General features: G+C 54.9%; 17 protein-coding genes. 4 read left to right on the forward strand and 13 right to left on the reverse strand.

Features of this window, described 5'->3' with window-relative positions:
• Window positions 1-35 precede the first annotated feature (35 nt).
• Window positions 36-3905 carry a DNA-directed RNA polymerase subunit beta gene (rpoB, locus tag FAES_RS05490; RefSeq protein ID WP_015330205.1) on the forward strand — a complete coding sequence of 1290 codons (3870 nt, stop codon included), beginning with the start codon at window positions 36-38 and terminating at the stop codon, window positions 3903-3905.
• 110 nt (window positions 3906-4015) lie between these two features.
• On the forward strand, window positions 4016-8362 hold the full coding sequence (gene rpoC, locus FAES_RS05495) for a DNA-directed RNA polymerase subunit beta' (RefSeq protein ID WP_015330206.1): 4347 nt from the start codon (window positions 4016-4018) through the stop codon (window positions 8360-8362).
• Between the two features lie 81 nt (window positions 8363-8443).
• On the opposite strand, the gene FAES_RS05500 is transcribed toward rpoC, so the two are convergent.
• The 4 genes from FAES_RS05500 to FAES_RS05515 all read right to left on the reverse strand — a co-directional run bounded on the left by FAES_RS05500 (window position 8444) and on the right by FAES_RS05515 (window position 13713).
• Window positions 8444-9379: a D-2-hydroxyacid dehydrogenase gene (locus FAES_RS05500; RefSeq protein WP_041257575.1), complete on the reverse strand. Its 936-nt coding sequence runs from the start codon at window positions 9377-9379 to the stop codon at window positions 8444-8446.
• 53 nt (window positions 9380-9432) lie between these two features.
• Entirely contained in the window at window positions 9433-10416 is a 984-nt protein-coding gene (locus FAES_RS05505; protein WP_015330208.1) for a GlxA family transcriptional regulator, read from the reverse strand.
• Window positions 10417-10575: 159 nt separating this feature from the next.
• Window positions 10576-11637, reverse strand: a complete 1062-nt coding sequence (locus tag FAES_RS05510) for an NAD-dependent epimerase/dehydratase family protein (protein WP_015330209.1) — start codon at window positions 11635-11637, stop codon at window positions 10576-10578.
• Between the two features lie 123 nt (window positions 11638-11760).
• Window positions 11761-13713: a KUP/HAK/KT family potassium transporter gene (locus tag FAES_RS05515; protein ID WP_015330210.1), complete on the reverse strand. Its 1953-nt coding sequence runs from the start codon at window positions 13711-13713 to the stop codon at window positions 11761-11763.
• Window positions 13714-13924: 211 nt separating this feature from the next.
• Between FAES_RS05515 and FAES_RS28855 the strand changes: the two genes are divergently transcribed.
• A complete protein-coding gene (locus tag FAES_RS28855; protein WP_015330211.1) occupies window positions 13925-15220 on the forward strand; it encodes a hypothetical protein in 1296 nt (431 codons plus the stop codon).
• Window positions 15221-15255: 35 nt separating this feature from the next.
• The gene (locus FAES_RS05525; RefSeq protein WP_015330212.1) at window positions 15256-16773 is read left to right on the forward strand and encodes an MBOAT family O-acyltransferase; all 1518 of its coding nucleotides are present in this window, start codon (window positions 15256-15258) and stop codon (window positions 16771-16773) included.
• 16 nt (window positions 16774-16789) lie between these two features.
• Here FAES_RS05525 and FAES_RS05530 read toward each other — a convergent pair whose 3' ends face one another.
• From FAES_RS05530 to hppD, 9 genes are all read right to left on the reverse strand, one after another.
• A complete protein-coding gene (locus FAES_RS05530) occupies window positions 16790-17410 on the reverse strand; it encodes a DUF4142 domain-containing protein (protein WP_158408752.1) in 621 nt (206 codons plus the stop codon).
• A gap of 92 nt (window positions 17411-17502) precedes the next feature.
• The gene (locus tag FAES_RS05535; RefSeq protein ID WP_015330214.1) at window positions 17503-18381 is read right to left on the reverse strand and encodes a flavin reductase family protein; all 879 of its coding nucleotides are present in this window, start codon (window positions 18379-18381) and stop codon (window positions 17503-17505) included.
• An 18-nt stretch (window positions 18382-18399) separates the two neighbouring features.
• Window positions 18400-19140, reverse strand: coding sequence for a hypothetical protein (locus FAES_RS05540; protein WP_148289296.1), 741 nt, complete (start codon window positions 19138-19140; stop codon window positions 18400-18402).
• Between the two features lie 11 nt (window positions 19141-19151).
• Window positions 19152-19628: a hypothetical protein gene (locus FAES_RS05545; RefSeq protein ID WP_148289297.1), complete on the reverse strand. Its 477-nt coding sequence runs from the start codon at window positions 19626-19628 to the stop codon at window positions 19152-19154.
• Window positions 19625-20329 carry a hypothetical protein gene (locus tag FAES_RS05550; RefSeq protein ID WP_015330216.1) on the reverse strand — a complete coding sequence of 235 codons (705 nt, stop codon included), beginning with the start codon at window positions 20327-20329 and terminating at the stop codon, window positions 19625-19627. Before FAES_RS05550 ends, FAES_RS05545 begins: the two co-directional genes overlap by 4 nt.
• On the reverse strand, window positions 20326-20892 hold the full coding sequence (locus tag FAES_RS05555) for a hypothetical protein (protein WP_015330217.1): 567 nt from the start codon (window positions 20890-20892) through the stop codon (window positions 20326-20328). The genes FAES_RS05550 and FAES_RS05555 overlap by 4 nt, the downstream gene beginning before the upstream one ends.
• Window positions 20893-20950: 58 nt before the next feature.
• A complete protein-coding gene (locus tag FAES_RS05560) occupies window positions 20951-21388 on the reverse strand; it encodes a MarR family winged helix-turn-helix transcriptional regulator (protein WP_015330218.1) in 438 nt (145 codons plus the stop codon).
• A 75-nt stretch (window positions 21389-21463) separates the two neighbouring features.
• Window positions 21464-22210, reverse strand: coding sequence for a phenylalanine 4-monooxygenase (gene phhA, locus FAES_RS05565; RefSeq protein WP_015330219.1), 747 nt, complete (start codon window positions 22208-22210; stop codon window positions 21464-21466).
• A 91-nt stretch (window positions 22211-22301) separates the two neighbouring features.
• Window positions 22302-23450, reverse strand: a complete 1149-nt coding sequence (gene hppD / locus FAES_RS05570; RefSeq protein WP_374755359.1) for a 4-hydroxyphenylpyruvate dioxygenase — start codon at window positions 23448-23450, stop codon at window positions 22302-22304.
• Window positions 23451-23732 lie beyond the last annotated feature (282 nt).

Consider the following 23732-nt stretch of genomic DNA (forward strand, 5'->3'; position numbering starts at 1 on the left):
ACAGAATCAGTCGCTCAACTAAACGCAGAAGAGCCTTGGCTACAAACGCTAAAAACACCAACACACGCAAGAACTTTGCGACGATTCAGCCTGTAGTTGATTATCCCGACTTTCTGGATATTCAGCTGAAATCATTCCGTGACTTCTTTCAGTTGGACACGCCTTCAGATAGCCGTTCGCAGGAAGGGCTGTACAAGGTATTCCAGGAAAACTTCCCAATCTCGGATTCGCGCGAAAATTTCACGCTGGAATTTATCGATTATTCAGTTGACCCGCCGAAATACTCTGTGGATGAGTGTATCGATCGGGGGCTGACCTATTCCGTTCCGCTGAAGGCGAAACTACGGCTGTCGAACAGTGACCCCGACAACGAAGACTTCGAAACCATCGAGCAGGACGTGTTTTTGGGCAACATCCCGTACATGACCGAAAAGGCGTCGTTTGTAATAAACGGAGCTGAGCGGGTCATTGTTTCGCAGTTGCACCGCTCGCCGGGTGTGTTCTTCTCGATGAGCAAGCACACCAACGGCACCAAACTGTATTCAGCCCGGATCATCCCCTTCAAAGGATCCTGGATTGAATTCTCGACCGACGTAAACAACGTGATGTATGCGTACATCGACCGGAAGAAGAAATTCCCGGTAACGACGTTGTTGCGTGCGATTGGCTTCGGTTCAGATAAAGATATTCTGGATCTGTTTGGCCTGTCAGAAGAGATCAACGCTACCCCCAACACGCTGAAGAAGGCCATTGGTCGTCGGTTGGCGGCGCGGGTGCTACGTACCTGGACCGAAGACTTCGTTGATGAAGATACCGGTGAGGTTGTATCGATCAGCCGGAACGAAGTGCTCATGGAGCGCGACTCGGTGATCGGTGCTGATGACATTGATACGATTGTTGAATCGGGCCAGAAATCGATCATCCTGCACAAGGAAGATATGAACGTGGCCGATTACAACATCATTTATAATACGCTGCAGAAGGATAGCTCGAACTCGGAGAAAGAAGCCGTTGAGCAGATCTATCGGCAACTGCGGAACACCGAAGCGCCCGACGAACAGTCGGCTCGGGAGGTGATCCAAAGCCTGTTCTTCTCAGACAAGCGGTATGACCTGGGTGACGTTGGCCGGTATCGGATCAACAAGAAGCTGGGCTTGGACGTAGCGATCGACACGAAAGTATTGACGACCGAAGACATTGTCTCGATCGTGAAATACCTGATTGGCCTGATCAACGCCAAAGCGGTTGTCGATGATATTGACCACTTGAGCAACCGCCGGGTACGTACCGTTGGCGAGCAGTTGTATGCGCAGTTCGGCGTAGGTCTGGCCCGTATGGCCCGGACCATCAAAGAGCGGATGAACGTGCGGGATAACGAAGACTTCAAGCCGGTTGATCTGATCAATGCCCGGACGCTGTCGTCGGTGATCAACTCGTTCTTCGGCACCAACCAGCTGTCGCAGTTCATGGACCAAACCAACCCGCTGGCCGAGGTGACGCACAAGCGTCGTATGTCGGCGCTCGGGCCGGGTGGTCTGTCGCGCGAGCGGGCCGGTTTTGAGGTACGTGACGTACACTATACGCACTACGGTCGCCTGTGTACGATTGAAACGCCGGAAGGACCGAACATCGGTCTGATTTCGTCGCTTTGCGTCTATGCTAAAGTGAACAGCATGGGCTTTATCGAAACGCCCTACCGGATCGTTGAGAACGGTAAGGTGCCCGATAAGCCGGTAATGTATCTCACGGCTGAAGAGGAAGATTCGCACTACATCGCGCAGGCAAGCTCGGCTGTCGATAATAAAGGCAACTTTAAAGTGGATCGGTTGAAGGCTCGTTTTGAAGGCGACTTCCCAATGTCGGAGCCAACGAGCGTATCGTTCATGGATATTGCCCCGAACCAGATCGTGTCGGTGGCTGCGTCGATGATTCCGTTCCTGGAACACGATGACGCCAACCGCGCCCTGATGGGATCGAACATGCAACGTCAGGCGGTGCCCCTGCTGCGTCCCGAAGCCCCCATCGTAGGAACGGGTCTGGAAGGTCGCGTTGCCGTTGACTCGCGTGCCCTGGTTGTGGCCGAAACGGATGGCGTGATCGACTTTGTTGATTCGACCAAGATCGTTGTCCGGTACAACCTGGATAAAGACACGAGCCTGGTGACGTTTGATGAAGACGTGAAAACGTACAACCTCATCAAATTCCGCCGGACCAACCAGGATACCTGCATCAACCTGAAGCCGATCGTACTGAAAGGCCAGAAGGTGAAGAAAGGGGAGGTGCTTTGCGAAGGGTACGCCACGCAAACAGGCGAACTGGCGCTGGGCCGTAACATGAAGGTTGCCTTCATGCCCTGGCAGGGTTACAACTTCGAGGATGCCATCGTGATATCGGAGCGTGTTGTGCGCGAAGACATCTTCACGTCGATCCACATCGAAGAGTTTGAACTGGAGGTACGTGATACCAAGCGCGGCGAAGAAGAACTGACCTCAGAGATTCCGAACGTATCGGAAGAAACGGTCCGGAACCTCGACGAGAACGGTATCGTGCGCGTGGGTACGGAGGTGAAAGAAGGCGATATCCTGATCGGTAAGATTACGCCGAAAGGGGAGAGCGATCCGACTCCGGAAGAGAAACTGCTCCGCGCCATCTTCGGTGATAAAGCCGGTGACGTGAAAGATGCCTCGAAAAAGGCGCCACCGTCGCTGAAAGGGGTTGTTATCGACACCAAACTGTTCTCGCGGCCCTCGAAAGAAGATCGGGGTAAGCACAAGGAAGAACTGAAAGTGCTGATGAAAAAGTACAGCCGTGACTTGACGTCTTTCCGTTCGCGGGGGATCGACAAGTTGGTTGAATTACTTGACGGCAAAACCAGTGCTGGTGTGAAACACCGCTTCGGCGATGAAATCATCAGCAAGGGCACGAAGTTCAGCCGGAAGAACATCACCGACAACCTGTTCCCTGACAAGAACCCGTACCGCGACGAAAGCGGTTACGCGGTACCTGAAGAGGTAAACCTGCTGGGCGATCTGGTACTGGAAAACTGGACTGACGACGCCGAGACGAATGAGTTGCTGGTGCGTCTGGTGAAAAACTACAACACGCGCCGCAATGAGATCACAGGTCGCTTCAAACGCGAACGGTTTACCCTCGAAGTAGGTGACGAACTGCCGGCAGGTATCGTGAAGCTGGCTAAAGTTTACATCGCCAAGAAGCGGAAGCTGAAGGTGGGTGATAAAATGGCTGGTCGCCACGGTAACAAAGGGGTTGTTGCTCGGATCGTACGGGACGAAGACATGCCGTTCCTCGAAGACGGCACGCCGGTCGACATCGTACTGAACCCTCTGGGTGTACCTTCCCGGATGAACCTCGGACAGATCTACGAAACGGTATTGGCTTGGGCGGGTCAGAAACTGAACCGCAAGTACGCCACACCGATTTTCGACGGAGCTACCGAACAGCAGGTTGCTGATGAGCTAACCGAAGCTGGATTGCCTGAGTTTGGCCGGACGTACCTGTACAACGGTCTGACGGGTGAGCGCTTCGATCAGAAAGTAACGGTGGGTATCATCTACATGCTGAAACTGGGTCACCTGGTTGATGATAAGATGCACGCCCGTTCAATTGGGCCCTACTCACTCATTACGCAGCAGCCGCTGGGTGGTAAGGCACAGTTTGGTGGTCAGCGTTTTGGCGAGATGGAAGTGTGGGCGTTGGAGGCCTTCGGGGCGTCGAACATCCTGCAGGAAATCCTGACCGTTAAATCCGATGACGTAGTCGGCCGGGCTAAGGCGTACGAAGCCATCGTGAAAGGCGAAAACCTGCCGAAACCAAACATCCCGGAATCATTCAACGTACTCGTTCACGAGCTGCGCGGTCTGGCACTGGAAATCACTTTAGAGTAAATAGTTGAAACGTCCTCAGTCCACTGCCTTCTGTTGTCTTGCTTCTTATGGAGCGTAACAGAAGACAGTGGACTGAGGACTGACAACAGAAACAGTTAAATCTCCAACCAATGTCTTTCAAAAAGAACAAGAAGCTCAACAGCGACTTCTCCAGCGTAACGATCAGCCTGGCGTCGCCCGAGTCCATTCTGGAGAGTTCATACGGCGAAGTCACTCAGCCCGAAACGATCAACTACCGGACCTACAAGCCCGAAATGGGCGGGTTGTTCTGCGAGCGGATCTTCGGGCCGGTGAAAGACTGGGAGTGCCACTGCGGTAAGTACAAGCGGATTCGCTACAAAGGCATTATCTGCGATCGCTGCGGTGTGGAAGTAACGGAGAAAAAAGTACGCCGGGAGCGTATGGGCCACATCGAACTGGTGGTGCCTGTGGCGCACATCTGGTATTTCCGTAGCCTTCCCAACAAAATTGGTTACCTGCTCGGGCTTTCGACCAAGAAGCTCGATCAGATCATTTATTACGAGCGGTACGTGGTTGTACAGGCTGGTATCAAAGCCGCTGATGGCATCAATGAACTCGATTTCCTGACGGAAGACGAGTACCTCGATATCATCGATAAGCTGCCGGCCACCAACCAACATCTCGACGATAAAGACCCGAATAAGTTTATCGCCAAGATGGGTGCCGACGCGCTGGAAATGCTGCTGTCGCGCCTGGAACTGGATTCGCTGTCATACAACCTTCGCCACGCGGCTGCTACGGATACGTCGCAACAGCGGAAGGCAGAAGCGTTGAAGCGGCTGAAAGTCGTTGAGGCGTTCCGGGAGGCTAATGGCCGGGTTGAAAACCGCCCTGAGTGGATGATCATCCGCATGGTGCCGGTTATTCCGCCCGAACTGCGCCCGCTCGTTCCCCTCGATGGTGGCCGTTTTGCTACGTCCGATCTGAACGATCTGTATCGTCGGGTAATCATCCGGAATAACCGTCTGAAGCGCCTGATCGAGATCAAAGCGCCTGAGGTGATCCTGCGGAACGAGAAGCGGATGCTTCAGGAGGCCGTCGATTCGCTGTTCGACAACTCACGTAAGGTAAACGCCGTTCGTTCGGAAGGGAACCGTGCGCTGAAGTCGCTGTCTGACATGCTGAAGGGTAAGCAAGGTCGTTTCCGGCAGAACCTGCTCGGTAAGCGTGTTGACTACTCGGGTCGTTCGGTGATTGTGGTCGGTCCGGAATTGAAAATGCACGAGTGTGGCCTGCCGAAAGACATGGCTGCCGAGCTGTTCAAACCGTTCATTATCCGCAAGCTGATCGAGCGGGGCATCGTGAAAACGGTGAAATCGGCCAAGAAAATCGTTGACCGGAAAGACCCTGTTATCTGGGACATTCTGGAAAACGTACTGAAAGGGCACCCTGTACTGCTGAACCGGGCTCCGACCCTGCACCGTCTGGGTATTCAGGCGTTCCAGCCGAAGCTGATCGAAGGTAAAGCTATTCAGCTGCACCCGCTGGTAACGACGGCTTTCAACGCTGACTTTGACGGTGACCAGATGGCCGTTCACGTGCCGCTGGGTCAGGAGGCCGTACTGGAAGCGTCGCTACTGATGCTGGCTTCACACAACATCCTGAACCCTGCCAACGGCGCGCCGATTACGGTACCCTCGCAGGACATGGTGTTGGGCCTGTACTATGTGACAAAAGGCCGCAAGTCGACCGAAGAGTACCCTGTGGGTGGTGAAGGCATGACCTTCTATGGCCCCGAAGAGGTCGTCATCGCGGTAAACGAAGGCAAACTGTCGAAGCACGCCAACATCAAGTGCCGGGTGAACGTCCGCAACGAGCTTGGCGAGTTGGAGTCGAAAGTAATCGAGACCGTAGCCGGTCGGGTGCTTTTCAACCAGCACGTACCTGAAGAAGTAGGCTTCATCAACGAACTGTTGACGAAGAAGAAACTCCAGCAGATCATTGCCTTGATCTTCAAAATCGCGGGTGTGGCCAAAACGGCTGCCTTCCTCGATGATATCAAAGAACTCGGTTTCCAGATGGCCTTCCGGGGCGGTCTGTCGATCGGTCTGAGCGACGTGAAGATTCCGGACGCTAAGCAGGAACTCGTCGACGAGGCCAAGCAAGCCGTGCAGGGCGTATGGGACAACTACCTGATGGGTCTCATCACCGAAAACGAACGGTACAACCAGGTCATCGACATCTGGACGCGCGTAAACTCACGCGTGACCGAGACGCTGATGAAGCAACTGGAAGCCGATCAGCAGGGCTTCAATTCTATCTACATGATGATGCACTCGGGGGCCCGTGGTTCGCGTGAGCAGATTCGTCAGTTGGGTGGTATGCGGGGTCTGATGGCCAAGCCACAGAAAAACCTGCAAGGGTCAGTAGGCGAGATTATCGAAAACCCGATTCTGTCGAACTTCAAAGAAGGCCTCGACGTATTGGAGTATTTCATCTCGACGCACGGTGCCCGGAAAGGTCTGGCCGATACCGCCCTGAAAACGGCTGATGCCGGTTACCTGACGCGTCGTCTGCACGACGTAGCCCAGGACGTCATCGTAAGCGAAAACGACTGCGGTACGTTGCGTGGCATTCAGATTCAGGCGCTGAAAGACAACGAAGACATCGTAGAACCGCTGTCAGAGCGGATTCTGGGACGTACCTCGGTGCACGATATCTATGACCCGCTGAAGAAAAACGAAGCAGGTGATCCGTTGCTGCTAGTCGGCGCTGGTGAGTTGATCACGGAAGAAATTGCCGCTGAAATCGACGAAACGAGCATCGAAATGGTTGAAATCCGGTCGGTGCTGACGTGCGAAGCGAAGGTCGGTGTATGTGCCAAGTGCTACGGCCGTAACCTGGCAACAGGTCGGATGGTCGACATCGGTGAAGCGGTGGGCGTAATTGCCTCACAGTCGATCGGTGAGCCGGGTACACAGCTGACGCTCCGTACCTTCCACGTGGGTGGTACGGCGTCGAACATTGCCGTTGATGCCGCCCTCAAAGCGAAATTCGACGGGATGGTTCAATTCGAAGAAATGCGTACAGTTGAATCGCAGGACAACGAAGGCAACGCCCAAACGGTCGTGATGGGTCGTTCAGGTGAGATCAAAATTGTTTCGCCAACGGATCCGAACCTTGTGTTTATCAGCAACAACGTACCGTACGGCGCGTTCCTGCGGGTGAAAGAGGGCGACATGGTGAAGAAAGGCGACGAGCTTTGCGCCTGGGATCCATACAACGCCGTCATCCTGTCAGAATTGACTGGTACGATTTCGTTCGACGCCATCGAGGAAGGTATTACCTACCGCGAAGAGTTTGACGAACAGACGGGTTTCCAGGAGATGGTTATCATCGAGACTCGTGACAAAGCGAAGAACCCGGCTATTGTGGTGAATGGCACAACGACGCTGCTGGACGACACGACAGAGAAAGGCTATAACCTGCCCGTAGGCTCACGCCTGGTGGTGAAAACGGGTCAGCCGATCATTGCTGGTCAGCCGCTGGCGAAGATTCCGCGTAACGTGGGTAAGACCCGCGATATCACGGGTGGTCTGCCGCGTGTAACGGAACTGTTCGAAGCCCGTAACCCGTCGAACCCGGCGGTCGTATCGGAAATCGATGGTATCGTATCCTACGGCGCTATCAAGCGTGGTAACCGCGAGATCTTCATTGAGTCGAAAGACGGCACGCGGAAGAAATACCTGGTACCCCTGTCGAAGTTTATCCTTGTACAGGAAAATGACTTCGTACGGGCTGGTGCGCCGCTGTCGGATGGTGCCATTACACCAAGCGATATTCTGGCGATCAAAGGGCCAACGGCTGTGCAGGAGTACCTTGTGAACGAGATTCAGGAAGTATACCGTCTGCAAGGTGTGAAAATCAACGATAAGCACATCGAGTCGATTGTTCGGCAGATGATGCAGAAAGTTGAGATCACGGATTCAGGCGATACCAACTTCCTCGAAAATCAGGTTGTCGACAAGTGGTTGTTCCGTCAGGAAAACGACAAGATGATGGATGCCAAAGTGGTAACGGATGCAGGCGACTCAGAGAACCTGAAACCCGGTCAGATCATTTCGGCCCGTCGCTTGCGTGACGAGAACTCAAGCCTGAAACGTCGCGACATGAAGATCGCAACGGTGCGGGATGCCATGGCCGCCGTATCACAACCGATCCTGCAAGGTATTACGCAGGCATCGCTGGGTACCGACAGCTTTATCTCGGCGGCTTCGTTCCAGGAAACGACGAAAGTGTTGAGCGAAGCCTCGATCCGTGGCAAGCAAGACAACCTCGAAGGCCTTAAAGAGAACGTGATCGTAGGTCACCTAATCCCGGCCGGTACGGGGGTACGTCGTTACCAAAGTGCCATCGTCGGTTCACAGGAGGAACTCGAAACGATCACCGAGTCGCGCGAGCAGTTCACTAAAAGCAAAAAACGCCAGACGGTATAAACTGCTAGCGTAACGTAATAGAAAAGGCCAGTCTGACGTCAGACTGGCCTTTTTGTATTGGCTCTACATGGCTTAACCCGCTCAATATCCCCGGCTGAAATCAACCACGTTGGCCAATGGTAACCCGGCCTGATAAGCGTGTAGATTCTTGATAAATACGCGCACCATATCGCGTTTTTCGTCGGCGTACCCACCGCTCGTATGCTGGGTCAAGATAACGTTCGGCAACTCCCAGAGTAAGTGATCAGCGGGCAGGGGTTCCACGGCGGTTACGTCGAGTACGGCACCGGCCAAATGACCACTCGTGAGCAAGTCGATTAAAGCCGGTTCGTCTAGTAGCGACCCACGGCCAACGTTGACCATCACGCTGCCCCGTTTCATCAGGCTAAGCCGCCTGGCATCGAGCATATTAATGGTTTCGGCTGTTTCGGGCAACGTACCCACCACCAAATCAGCTTCGGGCAACAGCGAATCCAGATCAGCAAACGTAGGCGCTTCACTGCGTCGCACATACGTCACCTCACAGCCAAACGCTTCCAGCAACCGACCCGTCGTCTGACCGATAGCCCCGGCACCCAGCACTAACGCTTGTTTCCCCGACAAGACATGCAGCGACGGACGGAGTTTACTGCCCACCCATTCGTGGTCGCGCTGGTAGTCGACTAAGGGCGCGATACCTCGGTACAGAGCCAAAATACCCGCTAAGGCTGTTTCAGCGCACGACTGCCCGAAGAAGCCGTGCAGATTCGTCACAACGACCTGGGGCCGTTGCGTCCAGTCGAAGCGATTATAGGGGTTGAGCCCCGCCGAATTCAACTGAAGCCAACGGAGGTTGGCGTTGTTGGCCACCCAGTCTATGGGTACGTTCCCAAAAATAACCTCGGCTTCTCCAGAACGTACCTGCTGTTTAGCCGGGGAGAGATCTTGAGCGAAAAAGCACTGATCGGTAGGCGATAAGGCGTTGAGCAGCGATTCTTTATCTGAATCGGCTAAGTGTACGTGGCAGTAGATAGTCATTGGTAAGCAGCATGGCACAGGCCGTTGAACCTGCACAAGTCGGTGAAAAGACATCAGGCTACCGCTAGCCCGGTTCGGTTGTATTTACGACGATAAGCCTGAGGGGTAAGCCCTGTTACTTGCCGAAATACTTTTCTGAACGTTTTGGCATCGTTATAACCTACGTCGTACATAACCGTGGCGATGTCGTTTGTGTCTTTCTCCAGCGCTTTTTTGGCCGATTCGACCTTCACGCGCTGAAGGTATTCCTGCGGCGTATTTTGCGTCGCTTGTTTGAATCGACGGATGAAATTGCGCTTACTCATGTTAGCCTGTTCGGCAATTTGCTCTACCGTCAACGGGAGATGAAAATTGGTTTCGATGTAGGTCTGAGCCCGCAAGATCCCCTCGTCTTCGTGCTGCCGTTGCCCCTGAAACACCGCGAAATACGACTGACTCACCCGATCGAGATCGATGTTGAAGAGGCGGCTGATACCGATGCAGATATCGCGGCCACAGAATTTTTCGATCAGATAGAGGACCAGATTCCACGACAACAGCGCACCCCCGCTGGTGTAAATCCGATCATGGTCGGTCATGACCGTATCGGTCAGCACGTGCACGTCGGGATAGCGCTGCCGCATCTCATCGACCGACTTCCAGTGGGAGGCGCAAGTCTTACCCGTCAACAAACCGGCTTCGGCTAAGAAGAAACTGCCCACGCACATGCTGGCGATTTCGGTACCGGCCGCATATCGATCGGCTAGCCAGTCGATGAGGGCTTTGTTATGCGCGATAGCCGCTTCTGGCTCAATGTAAAAAGCGGGAACGATAATAAGGTCACTGTCGGTAGCTTCATCGAGTGTGCGCGAACAGAGGAATTGAGCCGGTACGGCCAACTGAATCGAGTTCCCTTTCTCACTGACCAACTCCAGCCGGAACGGGGCGGGCCGCCCCAATTGCTGCACAAACTGATTGGTGGCCATCAACAGATCGATCACGCCCGAGACGGAGGCCAGCACGGCTTCTTCGTACACGAGCAGCGAAATAGTTTTCATATACGTGAGGTTTAGTGGTCAGGAAGGTTACCCTAAGATACGAAATTAGGGGCAAATGGGGAAGCGCGGCTGGGTAGGTTCAGCCTAAAAAAACAGGCTGGTCAGGCAGTTCTGAACGTGCCTAACCAGCCTGTTGCTGGGCGGTTGGAATGCTGCGGATTATTTCAAAATCGGCTCCAGCGCGGCCCGGTTTTCGTCGAGCCAAACGTGGATGTCAGAGACAATATCCTGCATTGTTTTCTCGGGTTTCCAGCCGGTGAGGGCCGTTACCTTAGTGTTGTCGGTAATGTACAGGCGAATGTCGGCCGCCCGGTTTTCGGTAACCTGCCGGATGGGAATGGTTTTGCCCGTTACGTCCTGACAAATCTTGGTCAGTTCCTGCAACGAGGCGCTGCATTCGACGCCGCCACCTGCGTTCAGAATCTCGCCATTGACGGTATCCAGGTTGTGCAATTGCCAGTCGATCAGGCGGTAGAGATCATCCACGTGCAGCATATCGCGGGTTTGCTTGCCCGTTCCGCCATAGCCGATATAAGCCAGTTGCTGTTCAAAATAATGCTTGGCGATCCACAGCACCATCACGCCCTGATCGATTTTGCCCATCTGCCAGGGGCCGGTGATAACGCCGCAGCGGTTGATGACCGTTTTCAGACCATAAAACTCATTGTATTCCTGAATGATCAACTCCGACGCCAGTTTGGTGGTGCCATAGAGCGACCGAGCGCCATCGAGCGGAAAATTCTCAGCAATACCTTTGGTCGATACACCCGGTACGGGCTGCTCGTCAATTAGCTCAAACCGGGTTTCGCCTTCCTTGAAATTCAGTGTTTCCAGCGTCTTGATGGGATAAATCCGGCTGGTTGAGAGGAAGATAAACGCAGCTTTGTGCTTCAGCGCGTAGTTGAGGCAATTGACCGTGCCGAACAGGTTGGTGTTGATGAGGTAGTCGGGCGTGCCATCCAGGCCGGCCAATACCGATGGCTCGGCTGAGGCTTCGATGACCGTATCGACGGCGGGCAGGGCGTCAAAATCTTCTTTGCTCCGAATGTCGCCGTGCACAAACTCGACACCCGCCTGTTTCAGCCGTGAAATGTTGAGTTCAGAGCCGCGCCGCTTGAGGTTATCAAGGCAGTAGATGGTGTAATCGGGGTAGTTTTTCTTCAGCGCAATGGCGAGCGACGACCCAACAAATCCGGCCCCGCCGGTGATAAGAAGCTTCATAAGTAAAGGAGTGAATGACAGACAGCGTGAACGCGTGATGTTTGGGCACAGGTACGTTCATTCCGGGTACGTTCGGCAGCGTCGATATCGCGCGTCTACGCTGGCTCTCGTTCACGCATTAGTTCAAGATGGAATTCGTTTCAAAGTAACATTCTCGACGGGCCGGATCACGAGCGGGACTTTTTCGACTTTCACCGAACTGCTGTCGAGACCAAACCAGCGGTCTTCCGGCGTCGTGAATCCTTTGATCGAGAAGTAGGCATTCATGATCAGGCGCTCAAACGTAGGCAGGTCGTTCTCGAACGACAGGAATTTTTCGAGCACCACAAACCGGAAGTCGCCAATCACGTTCTGGCGGTTAAGCGATTCGTACCGGCTCGTGATATCCACCTCCTTGTTGCGCACCATGTCTTCAATCACCTTGCGCAGGAACAGGTTGATGCGTTGCTCGACCCGGAAACCGAGCTTAAACGTGATTTTGTAGGCGTCATCGGGCGCGATGGTATTCACTTTGTACTCCATCGTATAAGGGTCGTCGGTGGTGTCGACGTGCACAAACCAGTAGATGTCGGCGCGTTTGGGGCGTTTCTGGAAAATCGAATAGATAATCTTTGACTCGATCTCCGACTGTCGCGCGGCGTTGCTCATGAACACGATATGCGTGGCGTACTTTGGAATGCTGATGTCGCGACTAAGCTCTTTCAGCGATTGCAGGTAGTGGTCGATTCGCACGTATTCCGTCAGGCGCAGCTTGATCTGGAATGCCTGCAACCAGATATACATCACGCCCGCGATGGTGGCCCCGATCAGCAGTGACACGTACCCACCATGCGGGAATTTGATGAGGTTAGCTACCAGAAAGGAGCCCTCAATCGCCAGATAGACCGACAGGAACAGCACCACACCCCAGGCCTGGTATTTTTTGCTGTAGAGGTAATAGGCCATCAGCATCGTTGTCATCAGCATCGTCAGCGTGATGGCTAGCCCGTAGGCGGCTTCCATGTTGCTCGACTCGCGGAAATACAGCACAATGCCCACGCAGCCTAGCCAAAGCAGCAAATTGATGCTGGGTACGTAGAGCTGTCCTTTCTGTACCGACGGGTAACGCAACCGAACCTTGGGCCAGAAATTGAGCCGGATGGCTTCGCTGATGAGCGTAAACGAGCCACTGATGAGCGCTTGCGAGGCGATAACCGTCGCCGACGTAGCAATGACAATCCCGACGGTGAGGAACCACTCGGGCATCAGCTGGAAAAACGGAATCCGCTCGTTGAGGTTCTCGTTGGCGTGATTAACGAGCCAGACACCCTGCCCGAAATAGTTGAGCAGCAGACAGACCTTCACGAAGGCCCAGCTCACCCGAATGTTGGCACGGCCGCAGTGGCCCATGTCGGAATACAGCGCTTCGGCTCCGGTTGTACACAGAAAAACCGACCCCAGCAACCAGAAGCCGCCCGGATACTCGACCAGCAGTTCGTAAGCGTAGTAAGGGTTAAGCGCCACAAAAATGCTTGGATCCTGGGCGATGCTGCCAATGCCCAGCACGGCTAGCATACCGAACCACACCATCATGACCGGCCCGAACGCCGTACCAACCACGCTCGTGCCAAAGGCCTGAATCAGAAAGAGTACTGTCAGGATACCAATCACAATGGTAACGATCTGGCTTTCTGTGATGGTGGGGTAGAGCTGGCGCAGTCCTTCTACCGCTGAGGTGACGGAGATGGGGGGAGTAATAATCCCGTCGGCCAGCAGTGCCGAGCCTCCGATGATAGCGGGCAACGTGAGCCAGCGGGCATGCCGGCGCACCAGCGCGTAGAGTGCAAAAATCCCGCCTTCGCCCCGGTTATCGGCTCGCAGAATCAGGATTACGTACTTGACGGTGGTTTGAAGCGTGAGCGTCCAGAAAATACAGGAGAGCGCTCCGCGTACAACTTCGGCATCAATGACGTTGGTGGGGCCAACGATGGCGCGAAGCGTATAAAGTGGCGACGTACCGATGTCGCCGTAGATGATGCCCAAGGCTACCAGCAAACCGGCGGCGGAAACCTTGTCTAAGCTTTTTTTATCTTCCATAGAAGCCTATTGATCGCAACTGCATAGCGGTGAGCGATCATAGCGGGCGCAAAGATAACAGGTGGCTGTACAGAATGTTCATGGTGCACCATCAGGAGGTCCTTACGATAGGATGGGGGCATTGCTGCCGGGAATCCGCTATTTTTGCACCAATTGATGACCTTTTCCGGCTGCTCGATAGCCAGCGACCCGATCTAGGGTCAGGCTTTTTATGTTTATACTCTACGCTAAATTGGTTGCCTCGCTGCTACTGGCGGCGATTCTTTTTCTTGTTCTCTGGCAACGGCAGCGTATCGAAAGCGAGCTAGCGCGACCCAATGTGCCCTGGTTACCAGTATTCTGGCTGGTCCTGCGCCTGGTGCCGTTCTTGTTTATTTACGTAATACAGGATTTTCATCCCCAGTCAGATGTGCGGGGGTATTATTACCCGATCGCCCAGGCGGCCGCGTATGGCAAGGTGTTGTATCGCGATGTAATCTGTCCATACAGCCCGCTCTTTGGCTATTGGCTGTCGCCGTTTGTCTGGATCTGGCAGGATCCTAAAGGGATTGTGCTGGCCATGACGCTCTTCGAACTGCTGGCCGTCTGGCTAACCTACCGCGAGCCCCTGTCTCCCGAAAAGCGGCCGGCGCGGCTGTTCCGTTGCCTGGTGTATTACCTCTTGCCCGTGTCATTTGTCTTCTGCGTGACAAGTGGGCAGGAAGATGTGGTGCTGTGGATCTTCGCCCTGCTGGCCGGGAAAGCCCTTGCCAACAATCAGTCGTTCCGGGCCGGGCTGTGGTTTGCGTTGGGGCTCCTGTCGACCAAGGCCCTGTTTGTGTTGATGGGCGTACCTCTGTTTTTTATGGCGCGGAAAAAGTGGCCGTTCATCGGCGCCTGTGTAGCGCTGGGCCTGCCAGTAGCGCTGTTTTATTACTGGAAAGCCGAGTTACTTTTTATTCAGCAGCCGCTGGAGGAGGGTGCTTACCTGAAAGCCCCCAACCTGCGCTCGGTGCTGGCCCCTTTTATCGGCGAAGCGATCAACCGTTTCCAGCGTATAGAAAGCTACCTTGGGCTGCTCACCACCGTTGGCCTGACGGGTTACGTGTTATACCGGCGGCATCAACTTGGTCAATTGCAGAGCAATGTCCGGACCACGGTCGCTCTGTTTTATATCCTGATTTTTAGCTGGACAACTGTCGTGCAGCACAATGCCATCAGCAACTACGCCTACCTGACGATGTTGCCGATGCTGTTCGTGATGGTCGACCTCACCAACAGACGAGCCATGGCTGCTCTCCTCGCCTTCAATGTGCTGGCTGCCGTGCATTCATCGTTCTGGTGGAGAATTGGGCAGCCTTTCTTTTACAGCTTTCGCCAGATAGACCGGCCAACGTACCTGCTCGATTACGGAATAGAACTCCTTTTGGTAAGCGGTTTTGCGTTATTTGCAATTCAGGCTGTGAAGCAGCTACTGATCGGGCAGAACACCCAATCGGCTGTTCAGCGCCCTGTGCCTGAACACTGAACCGTTGCCGCTGACCAACGAGCCCCGTCCCACCCATGCTGTTTGATTCACTTCAGTTTCTTCTTTACTTCACCGTCGTCACCCTAACCTATTACAGCCTGCCAAAAGGCAATGGGCGGTGGTCGCTGTTGCTGATCGCGAGCTGCTACTTCTACGCGGTCTTTCAGCCAACATATATTTTTATCCTGTTCCTGACCATCGTGATCGATTACATCGCGGGTATCTGGCTGGAAAAAACGCCCGTTGGGCGCGGGCGCAAATGGCTGCTGATTCTGTCGCTGCTCTCAAACGTTGGCATCTTGGCTTTCTTCAAATACCTGGGTTTCTTCACCGAAAACATTGCCTGGGTGTTCAACCACCTCGATCTGCCCGTGTTGGCCGAGCACGTTACTCACGTAGCCAATCGGCTGTTTCTGAAAGTAATTGAGGTGTTTGGGCAAAGTGGCGTGTCGTCCTACAAAGACAACATGGCAATTCTGCCCATCGGGCTGTCGTTCCACACGTTTCAGGCCATGAGCTACACCATCGAGGTGTATCGGGGTAACCAGAAAGCCGAGCGGCATTTTGGCATCTACGCCCTATACGTGATGTTCTACCCGCAGTTGGTGGCGGGCCCGATCGAACGGCCGCAGAATGTACTGCACCAGTTCCACACGCACTTTGCCTACGATTTCGAAAACGTCAAAGCGGGGCTGATGCGGATGGCCTTCGGTTTTTTCAAGAAATGCGTGATTGCTGACCGGATTGCTATGATGGTCGACCCGGCCTATGCCGACCCCGCCAACCACAGCGGCCTGAGCCTGCTGATCGCCACCTTTTTCTACACCTTCCAGATTTACTGCGACTTTTCGGCCTATTCCGACATTGCCATCGGTACGGCGCGGGTGATGGGCTTCACGCTGATGGAAAACTTCAAAGCGCCGTACGTGGCCCATTCCATCACCGAGTTCTGGCGGCGTTGGCACCTGTCTTTGTCGACCTGGTTTCGGGATTATCTATACATTCCGCTCGGCGGGAATCGCAAAGGCGAGTTTCGGCGCAACCTGAACCAGATGACGGTTTTCCTGGCGTCGGGTTTGTGGCACGGGGCCAACTGGACCTACGTGATCTGGGGCGGCCTGCACGGGCTGTACCAGGTAGGCGCGGGCCTGCGCGACAAATGGCTGGGGAAAACCGGCGAACGGCCCATCACGCAGCAGGCTGGGGGGGCCGTGGGCGGTCGTCTGTGGCACGTAGGCAACGTGCTGATTACGTTCGCGCTGGTGATGCTCACGTGGGTGTTCTTCCGGGCCACCAGCGTCCGGTCGGCGCTGCTGATTCTGAAAAAAATTGCTACGTTCTCGCCCGTTGGCGGGTTCCAATCGCCGCTGAACAGCACTGAACTCTGGTTCAGCGTAGCCCTGATTGGGTTCCTGCTGGTGAAGGAATCAACGTACCTGACGATCCCCACGCGCAGTACGCCCCGCTTTTTCGCGCTGATGACCGTACTGGTGCTGGTGATCTACTTCTTCGGCGTCTTCACGTCGAATCAGTTTATCTATTTTCAGTTTTAAGCGGCAAACCAGCGGGCTAGTTGATGGCGTTCTTCAACTGCTTGATCGCGTCGTCGGCGTCTTCCTGCGTCTTCTTCAGCTTCTTGCCGTAACTCCTGACCGCATCGGTCGTACCCGCGTCGGCCAGGTCGTCCGCCGCGTTGGCCGATTTCTTGGCCACTTTACTCATTTCGTCCAGGTATTTCAGGTCGAGGGCTACCCCCGGTTCAGCATGCTGCAAATCGGCCAGCCGGTCTTTGCCTTCGCTAGACAGTGTGGCGGGCAGTTCAATCTTTAGTTCGGTAGCCAGACGGCGCAGTTCGTTATCGGCCTGTTGGTTGGCCGAAATAACCCGTTGCGCATACGCCTTTACCTGCGGATTGGTAGCCCGCCGCGAGGCTTCCTGACTTAGTTGATTGGCCGTTTGTTGCATGCTGGCCAGATCGACCATCTTGTCGGCCATGCTCTTGGCATCGTCTTTGGCTTCGTTGCTGAAAACCGCCGCCTGTCCGTCGATGCGTTTGTCATTGGCTTGTTTAACCTTGTCGGTGCTGTCGGTCGAGCAACTTGTGACCACGGTTAGGAGGCCAATGGCCACTAAGAGCAGGCAGACCGTGGTAATGCCGATCAGGCCCGCCCGGGTTGCAGAATTATTCATGTTCATAACGTTTTGTTGGTACCATCGAAACGTCATGTACAGGTCTTATGTTTAGACTATTCAATAAGTAGGCAAGTCGCCAACGTACCTGATTATTGCAGCAGCGTCAGCCATGCCTCCCGAACCTGTTGCTGCTGTAACAACTGATGCGCACGGTGATGCAGCAGATCGGGCAGATATTGGCAACCGTTCTGGGCTTCGTCGCGAAGTGCCCGAATCGCCTCCGTTTGGCCGTATTCCCGAATCTCGTCGGGCGTCGGGACGACCTCATAACTGCCGAGCTTGCCCAAATCATTACCGGTCAGGATGCGGCTGTTGCGGACAGCAGTGGGCAACCCATCATAGCCAATGCCGACTTTGGGACGCGCCACTTCGAACAGCGCATCGCCATTGGCCCGGCAGTACCAGTCGGCGCCCATGCGGCCAACCAGATCAATTTTATGCGGGTCGATCAGCCCGTTTTCACCGAAAATGTCGTCGTGAAAATGAGCCGTCAGCACTTCGGCCAGCACGATCGTACCGGCACCGGGGCTGTCGCCCGTCGGGATAAGCTGCCGAACGACGCACTCAAACGCGGCGGGTGACTCGGCCACGCGCGGCGGACGTACCCGATCCGACGGCACTTCGGTAAAACCCGCTTTGACAAACTCATTGACGTGCCGATCGTATTCTGCACTCGCCAGCGACATCTGCTCGACCATCCGGTGGCTCACCACGTTGATCACTACTTCGGGCACCTCCTCCACGTTCAGTAGGGAGTGCTTTTTATGCCCATGCCGGTTAAGATTTGGCACGAACATCAGCATCGGTGGATTAGACCCAACCACATTGAAAAAGCTGAATGGGCTCAGATTTACGTGCCCGTCGGCGCTGATGGTGCTGGCGAAAGCGATCGGTCGCGGGCCAACAGACCCGATCATATAGCGGTAAAAAGCCAGTTGAGGCAGGCTATCGGCAGAAATGGTTGTCATGCTAACAAAGCTACACAACTATTTGGAAGGCTGTTGTGGCCCCGTCGAATAGGCTCGACGCGGAGTCAGCGTGTAAAGCAGTTGCAGCGTTACCCCGCCCGTCAGATCGATTGGCGTGGTTCGTTCACCAGACGGAGTTAGCCCAACGTAACGCCCGATACCAGGCAGGTAAGGAGGAGCCATCGACTGCGCTGGCATGCGATTATGAAAAATGCCGTAATGAATACAGGTGCGCAACAGCCAGCGCTGACCCAGGCCGAAATCGCGGTTGGTTTGCCCTTCAATACCCACGGCCCCGCCCGTTGCGGAGGGAACGGGCAGCGTAGTGGCGCTGAACAACCCCGCTGGAATACGCACTTCGCCGGTAGTCTGCCAGACAGAAGCGATGAGTAAAGCAGCCTGTGTCCACTTGGGGCCAGGAACCCATTCCATACCCGCTTTCAAAAAGCCACCCGTCAGGTTCAGGTACGTTTGCCCAAAGGCCGCACCGGTGTAGCGCGTCACGCCCAATTGACCCTGCCACCAATGCCGCTTGTCGGGTCGTTCGAGCCGAATGACCGGTTCGATGGTGAAGAACGTTTCACGCTGCAACGGAAAATTGCTAAGCGGCCTTCCAATCCAGGAAATAGGCATTTTAGCCAGATCAAGACCCAACTGTAGCCGTCGCGGCTCTATCGGGTCTTCGGATAAGGGAGCCTGTGCCCTCCCTAACTGCGTAGCAACAGCCAGGCAAATCAGAATATAGAGCGCTTTCTGCATCGAAAAAATGATTAGAGGCTTAGTTGCACCCGGACAGACCCCGGCTTCATATACCGGACGGGAAGGTTGGCTGGCAGGGTATCGCCGCTGTAATAAACGGCCTCGACAGCGCCCAGCACACGTCGCGCCGTTGGGCCCTGCGTGGGGCGATCCAGTAGTACACTGTAGCCGCATTTATCCGACGGATTCGCCAAGCGAACAGCGTAGTTGACGGTCAGCGTATCCGTTTGCCCGTCGATTCGTACCGTGTACCGGGTCGATGAAGCGCTTAGGTTAAGCGGAAACTCAAGAACCTGCCGCCCGGTGGTAGACCCATATGTCGTGAAGGTGCGGGCCGGCCCCGTTTGATCCAGAACCTGCCAGTCCTGTACTTGCCGCCCAGCCGGAACCATAACATCGACCAGCAGACTCGGCACCTCGTTGGCGCAGGGCGGGTTGCAACTGCTGAGTAACAGCATCAGTGACAGGAGGCATGCGTACGGTTTCATAGTTGATAGACCAAATTGATGTTACCGCTTAGGCCAATACCGCCTGTTTGAGCTATCTTCAGCCAGTCGATACCTGATAGATGAGGTGGTTCGATCGCCAGCGCGTTGCGCGTCTTAGCGAGTAAGGTTGTCCGCAGAAAACACCTCAGGGCCAGCCGGGGCCCCAAGTCAATTTCGCTACCAAGGTGGGCCTCAACGCCGAGCGCCAGACCGTTAAGTGGCCCGGTTGGTTGCAGGTAATCGCCTAACGCTGGCCCTTTAAACAGGATCGAGCCTTCGCCTGACCAGTTTGCCAGTAGCGCTCCATAGCCGAGTAAGAGCTTCTTTCGCCGAATCTCGATCCCTGCCCGAACGTGTGCGCTCTGCCCGCGCTGATAAACGGTTCGGCGTAACGTACCTGCGTAGGTCGCGTACCCGATACTGGCATAAGCGTTCCGGTCTTCGAGTTGCCGTGGCCGAACGGGCCAGTACACAATCAGGGAAATCGGTTTGTAATAAATGGGCGTTTGCGCGCTGTTAAGCGCCGCATAGGCCCACCATATGCCCCGCGACAGATCGGTGCCAATCCATGGCCGACGCGATTGGGCTAACTGCGCTTTCTGCTGAGCCAACGCGGTAGAATACAGCGGGATGGTATCCTGCGCCTGAGCAGACAACGTCAGCAGCAACGTACCCAGGACTACTAAAGCGCGTTGCTTCATGGCAGCGTAATACTGACGGTGATATCACTCTTGGTGTAATAGCTGGTTAAGGCATTACTCGACAACTGCGTGCCTTCGTAATACACACTGCTAACTTTGCCCAGGGTCGAACGGGCGCCTAGAGCAAGGTTAGGTAGCCCCGTCGGGGTGGTTTTCGCGAAACCAGCGGGTGGCTGCACGTCGACCCAATAGCCACAATCGTCGTCCTTGTAGGAAAACACACGTTGGTAGTTCACCGTGAGCGTATCGCGACGGGTTGCCGACGTCAGCACGTAGCGGGTCTGATCGGCAGCGAGGCTGTAAGGCACATTGAACGACACCGAGCTTGTGGCCTGATCCGGGTCGGTGGGATGCAGGCGGGCGGGGTCGAGCAACTCCTGTGTCAGGCCGACACCCCGAATGCTGGTAGCCACGCTGCGGGCTGTAAGCGATTGCCCCGACGAGGAACTGACGTAGATGGTAAGCCTCGGTTCCTGATCAGCATCGGGGCCGCAACCGGGCGTGCAGGCTGGCAGTCCGTCGGCCAGCAGCACCAGCAAAGCGTAGAAGTGACCGCGTCGCATACAGACAAAGTTGGTTAGTCGTCACCAAGACCCCAACCGAGGCGCGCTGGTTGTAACGTTATGCGCTAAAATTACGATAAATCGAATCCATGATGCGCGTAAAGTGCTGGTAATCTTCGTCGCTCAGTTCGCCCCAGCCTTGCCGCCTGATATCGACGACCATTGGCAGTAACTGGGCATAAACGCCTTCACCCGCAGCCGTCAGTGAAATCAGGAATTTGCGGCGGTCATCGTCCGACATCCGGCGTTCGGCGAGGCCTTTTTTGGTCAGAATGTCGATGATACGCGTCACGGTAGGCGCGTCTTTGGTCGTCAGTTCACCCAGCTGATTCTGGCTAATACCGGGGTTGCGGTGCAGGTGGTCGATGAGCACCCATTGGTCGACGGTAAGGTCGAAACCAGCGTCGGTGAAGCGTTTTTGCAGGGCGTACCGAATCCGCTTGATGGCGGTATCAATCTTAAAAAAATAAGCGCGCTCGTCGGAAGGGTGCGTCATCAAGAAGGCACAATGAACATTGGACAATGAACAATATTACGCATAAATGGCTCATTGTTTACCCTTTGTCACGTGCTAGGCCTTCTCGGCGAGTAGCTCTTCCAGCGTCGTTTCGATCGCCGGCACCGACTCGTACAGTTGTTCGTAGGAGTCGATCACAAAATACTGTTCTTGAAAATGGTCGATGATATAGGGCGTTTGCAGCAGCGTTGCTACGTCGTAATCCATCCGCCTGGGTACGTCGCTTTCGAGGGCGTAAACGGTCTCACCGGGCGACGACAGAATGCCTCCGCCGTAGATCCGCAGGTGGCTGTTGCCCGACGCATCACGCTCCCGAATCAGGCCAAACTCGACCGTATACCAGTAGAGCCGGGCGATCATTTCAATGGCTTCCTCGTTATCGACGTGGCTCAGCGCCAGTCGGCTCAGCGAGGCCAGAAAGTCGCAGAACGACTGATTGGTCAGTACGGGTACGTGCCCAAAGGTGTCGTGAAACATATCGGGCTCGGGCAAATAGTCGAGTTGGTCGCGCGAACGTACCCAGGTGGTGGCCGGGAACTGCCGGTCGGCCATCAGCTCGAAAAATTCGCGGTTGCCAATCAGGCCCGGCACGGCCACCACCCGCCAACCCGTCAGGGGCAGCAGACGCGGGTTCAGGTCTTTCTCAAAGTCGGGAATGCGCTTATTGGGAAAGCCCGTCGCCACAATGCCGTCCATATAGGCCTGCGACGCCCGTCCCGGCAACTGCGCCATTTGTCGGGTAAAGAGCAACTCCCAAACTGCCTGCTCGTCGGGGGTGTATTTGGCGTAATCCTGATTCATGGTGCATAGGTTTTCACCACAGAGACACGGAGTGCGCAGAGGAACAACTACGATTTTTCTCTGCGCACTCCGTGTCTCTGTGGTGAAAACGTTATAGGGTTCCTCTCAATTCCTGTTCGCGTTCGATGGCTTCGAAAAGGGCCTTGAAATTGCCTTTGCCAAACGAGCGGGCACCCTTGCGCTGAATAATCTCGAAGAACAGCGTCGGCCGCGGACAGATGGGCTTCGTGAACAACTGAAGCAGATACCCTTCTTCGTCGCGATCCACCAGAATACCCAGCGGACGCAGCGTTTCGATTTCCTCGTCGATCTCGCCGACGCGTTCTTTCAGGTCGTCGTAGTACGTATCGGGCACGCGCAGGAATTCGACGCCCCGGTCGCGCAGGGCCGTTACGGTAGCCACAATGTCATCGGTCGCCACGGCCATGTGCTGAATACCAGCCCCGCCGTAGAAATCGATGTATTCTTCAATCTGTGACTTCTTCTTGCCTTCGGCCGGTTCGTTGATCGGAAATTTCACCCGGCCATTGCCGTTGCTCATCACCTTGCTCATCAGGGCGGTGTAGTCGGTCGAGATGTCTTTGTCGTCAAACGAGACCAATTGGCTGAAGCCCATCACGTTGGCGTAGAAATTAACCCATTGGTTCATTTCGTTCCAGCCTACGTTGCCCACCATATGATCTACGTAAAGCAGACCCGTCGGCGCAGGCTGATAAGCAGGTTGCCAGGCTTCGTAACCCGGCAGGAAAACGCCTGCGTAGTCGGTGCGCTCCACAAACAGGTGCACCGTGTCGCCGTAGGTGTGAATGCCCGACCGGACAACGTACCCAAAGCGGTCTTCTTCGCGGGTTGGTTGCAGAAAAGGCACAGCCCCGCGTTGAGTGGTTTCGCGGAACGCCGCCGTCGCATCGTCGACCCAGAACGCGACCACGCGTACACCGTCGCCATGTTTGTCGAGGTGCGCGCCAATATCAGTGCCGCCGTGGAGGGGTGAGGTCAGTACGAGCCGGATTTTGCCCTGCTCCACGACATACGATTCGCGGTCGCGGAGGCCCGTCGATAGCCCGGCATGGGCCAGTGGCTGAAACCCAAAAGCGGTTTGGAAGTAATGAGCTGCCTGCCGGGCATTGCTTACGTACAGTTCGACGTAATCGGTGCCGTTGAGCGGCAGAAAATCTGCTGAGGGCTGATTGTGTTGGGCAACGGCCAGCGCTTCTGTAGCGGGGTCCGAAACAAGCATCGCTTCCATACCGGAGAGAGCAACGGGCAGCATCGGAGGCTAACCAACCCCGATGCTACCGTCGCTCATTTGTTGATGAAGGTAATTAGCTTAACAACTATTGTTTAGCGTACAATTATAACAACAAACAACAGGTTATGGTACATTATCAAGAAGATTTATTATTGAATGGGTGAGTTATCACCTCACGGGTAACTAGCCGTAGAGTAAATGGGCGCGATACAGCCGTCGCTGACGTAGAACAAATGAATCAGGCTTGTATGTTTGTATACCACCTTATTG

This window comes from Fibrella aestuarina BUZ 2 (assembly GCF_000331105.1).
Classification (GTDB): Bacteria; Bacteroidota; Bacteroidia; order Cytophagales; family Spirosomataceae; genus Fibrella; species Fibrella aestuarina.

Coding starts and splice junctions, on each gene's coding strand:
- rpoC (WP_015330206.1), top strand. CDS start 4,016: ATGTCTTTCAAAAAGAACAAGAAGCTCAACAGCGACTTCTCCAGCGTA.
- FAES_RS05500 (WP_041257575.1), bottom strand. CDS start 9,379: ATGACTATCTACTGCCACGTACACTTAGCCGATTCAGATAAAGAATCG.
- FAES_RS05505 (WP_015330208.1), bottom strand. CDS start 10,416: ATGAAAACTATTTCGCTGCTCGTGTACGAAGAAGCCGTGCTGGCCTCC.
- FAES_RS05510 (WP_015330209.1), bottom strand. CDS start 11,637: ATGAAGCTTCTTATCACCGGCGGGGCCGGATTTGTTGGGTCGTCGCTC.
- FAES_RS05515 (WP_015330210.1), bottom strand. CDS start 13,713: ATGGAAGATAAAAAAAGCTTAGACAAGGTTTCCGCCGCCGGTTTGCTG.
- FAES_RS28855 (WP_015330211.1), top strand. CDS start 13,925: ATGTTTATACTCTACGCTAAATTGGTTGCCTCGCTGCTACTGGCGGCG.
- FAES_RS05525 (WP_015330212.1), top strand. CDS start 15,256: ATGCTGTTTGATTCACTTCAGTTTCTTCTTTACTTCACCGTCGTCACC.
- FAES_RS05530 (WP_158408752.1), bottom strand. CDS start 17,410: ATGAATAATTCTGCAACCCGGGCGGGCCTGATCGGCATTACCACGGTC.
- FAES_RS05535 (WP_015330214.1), bottom strand. CDS start 18,381: ATGACAACCATTTCTGCCGATAGCCTGCCTCAACTGGCTTTTTACCGC.
- FAES_RS05540 (WP_148289296.1), bottom strand. CDS start 19,140: ATGCAGAAAGCGCTCTATATTCTGATTTGCCTGGCTGTTGCTACGCAG.
- FAES_RS05545 (WP_148289297.1), bottom strand. CDS start 19,628: ATGAAACCGTACGCATGCCTCCTGTCACTGATGCTGTTACTCAGCAGT.
- FAES_RS05550 (WP_015330216.1), bottom strand. CDS start 20,329: ATGAAGCAACGCGCTTTAGTAGTCCTGGGTACGTTGCTGCTGACGTTG.
- FAES_RS05555 (WP_015330217.1), bottom strand. CDS start 20,892: ATGCGACGCGGTCACTTCTACGCTTTGCTGGTGCTGCTGGCCGACGGA.
- FAES_RS05560 (WP_015330218.1), bottom strand. CDS start 21,388: ATGACGCACCCTTCCGACGAGCGCGCTTATTTTTTTAAGATTGATACC.
- phhA (WP_015330219.1), bottom strand. CDS start 22,210: ATGAATCAGGATTACGCCAAATACACCCCCGACGAGCAGGCAGTTTGG.
- hppD (WP_374755359.1), bottom strand. CDS start 23,450: ATGCTTGTTTCGGACCCCGCTACAGAAGCGCTGGCCGTTGCCCAACAC.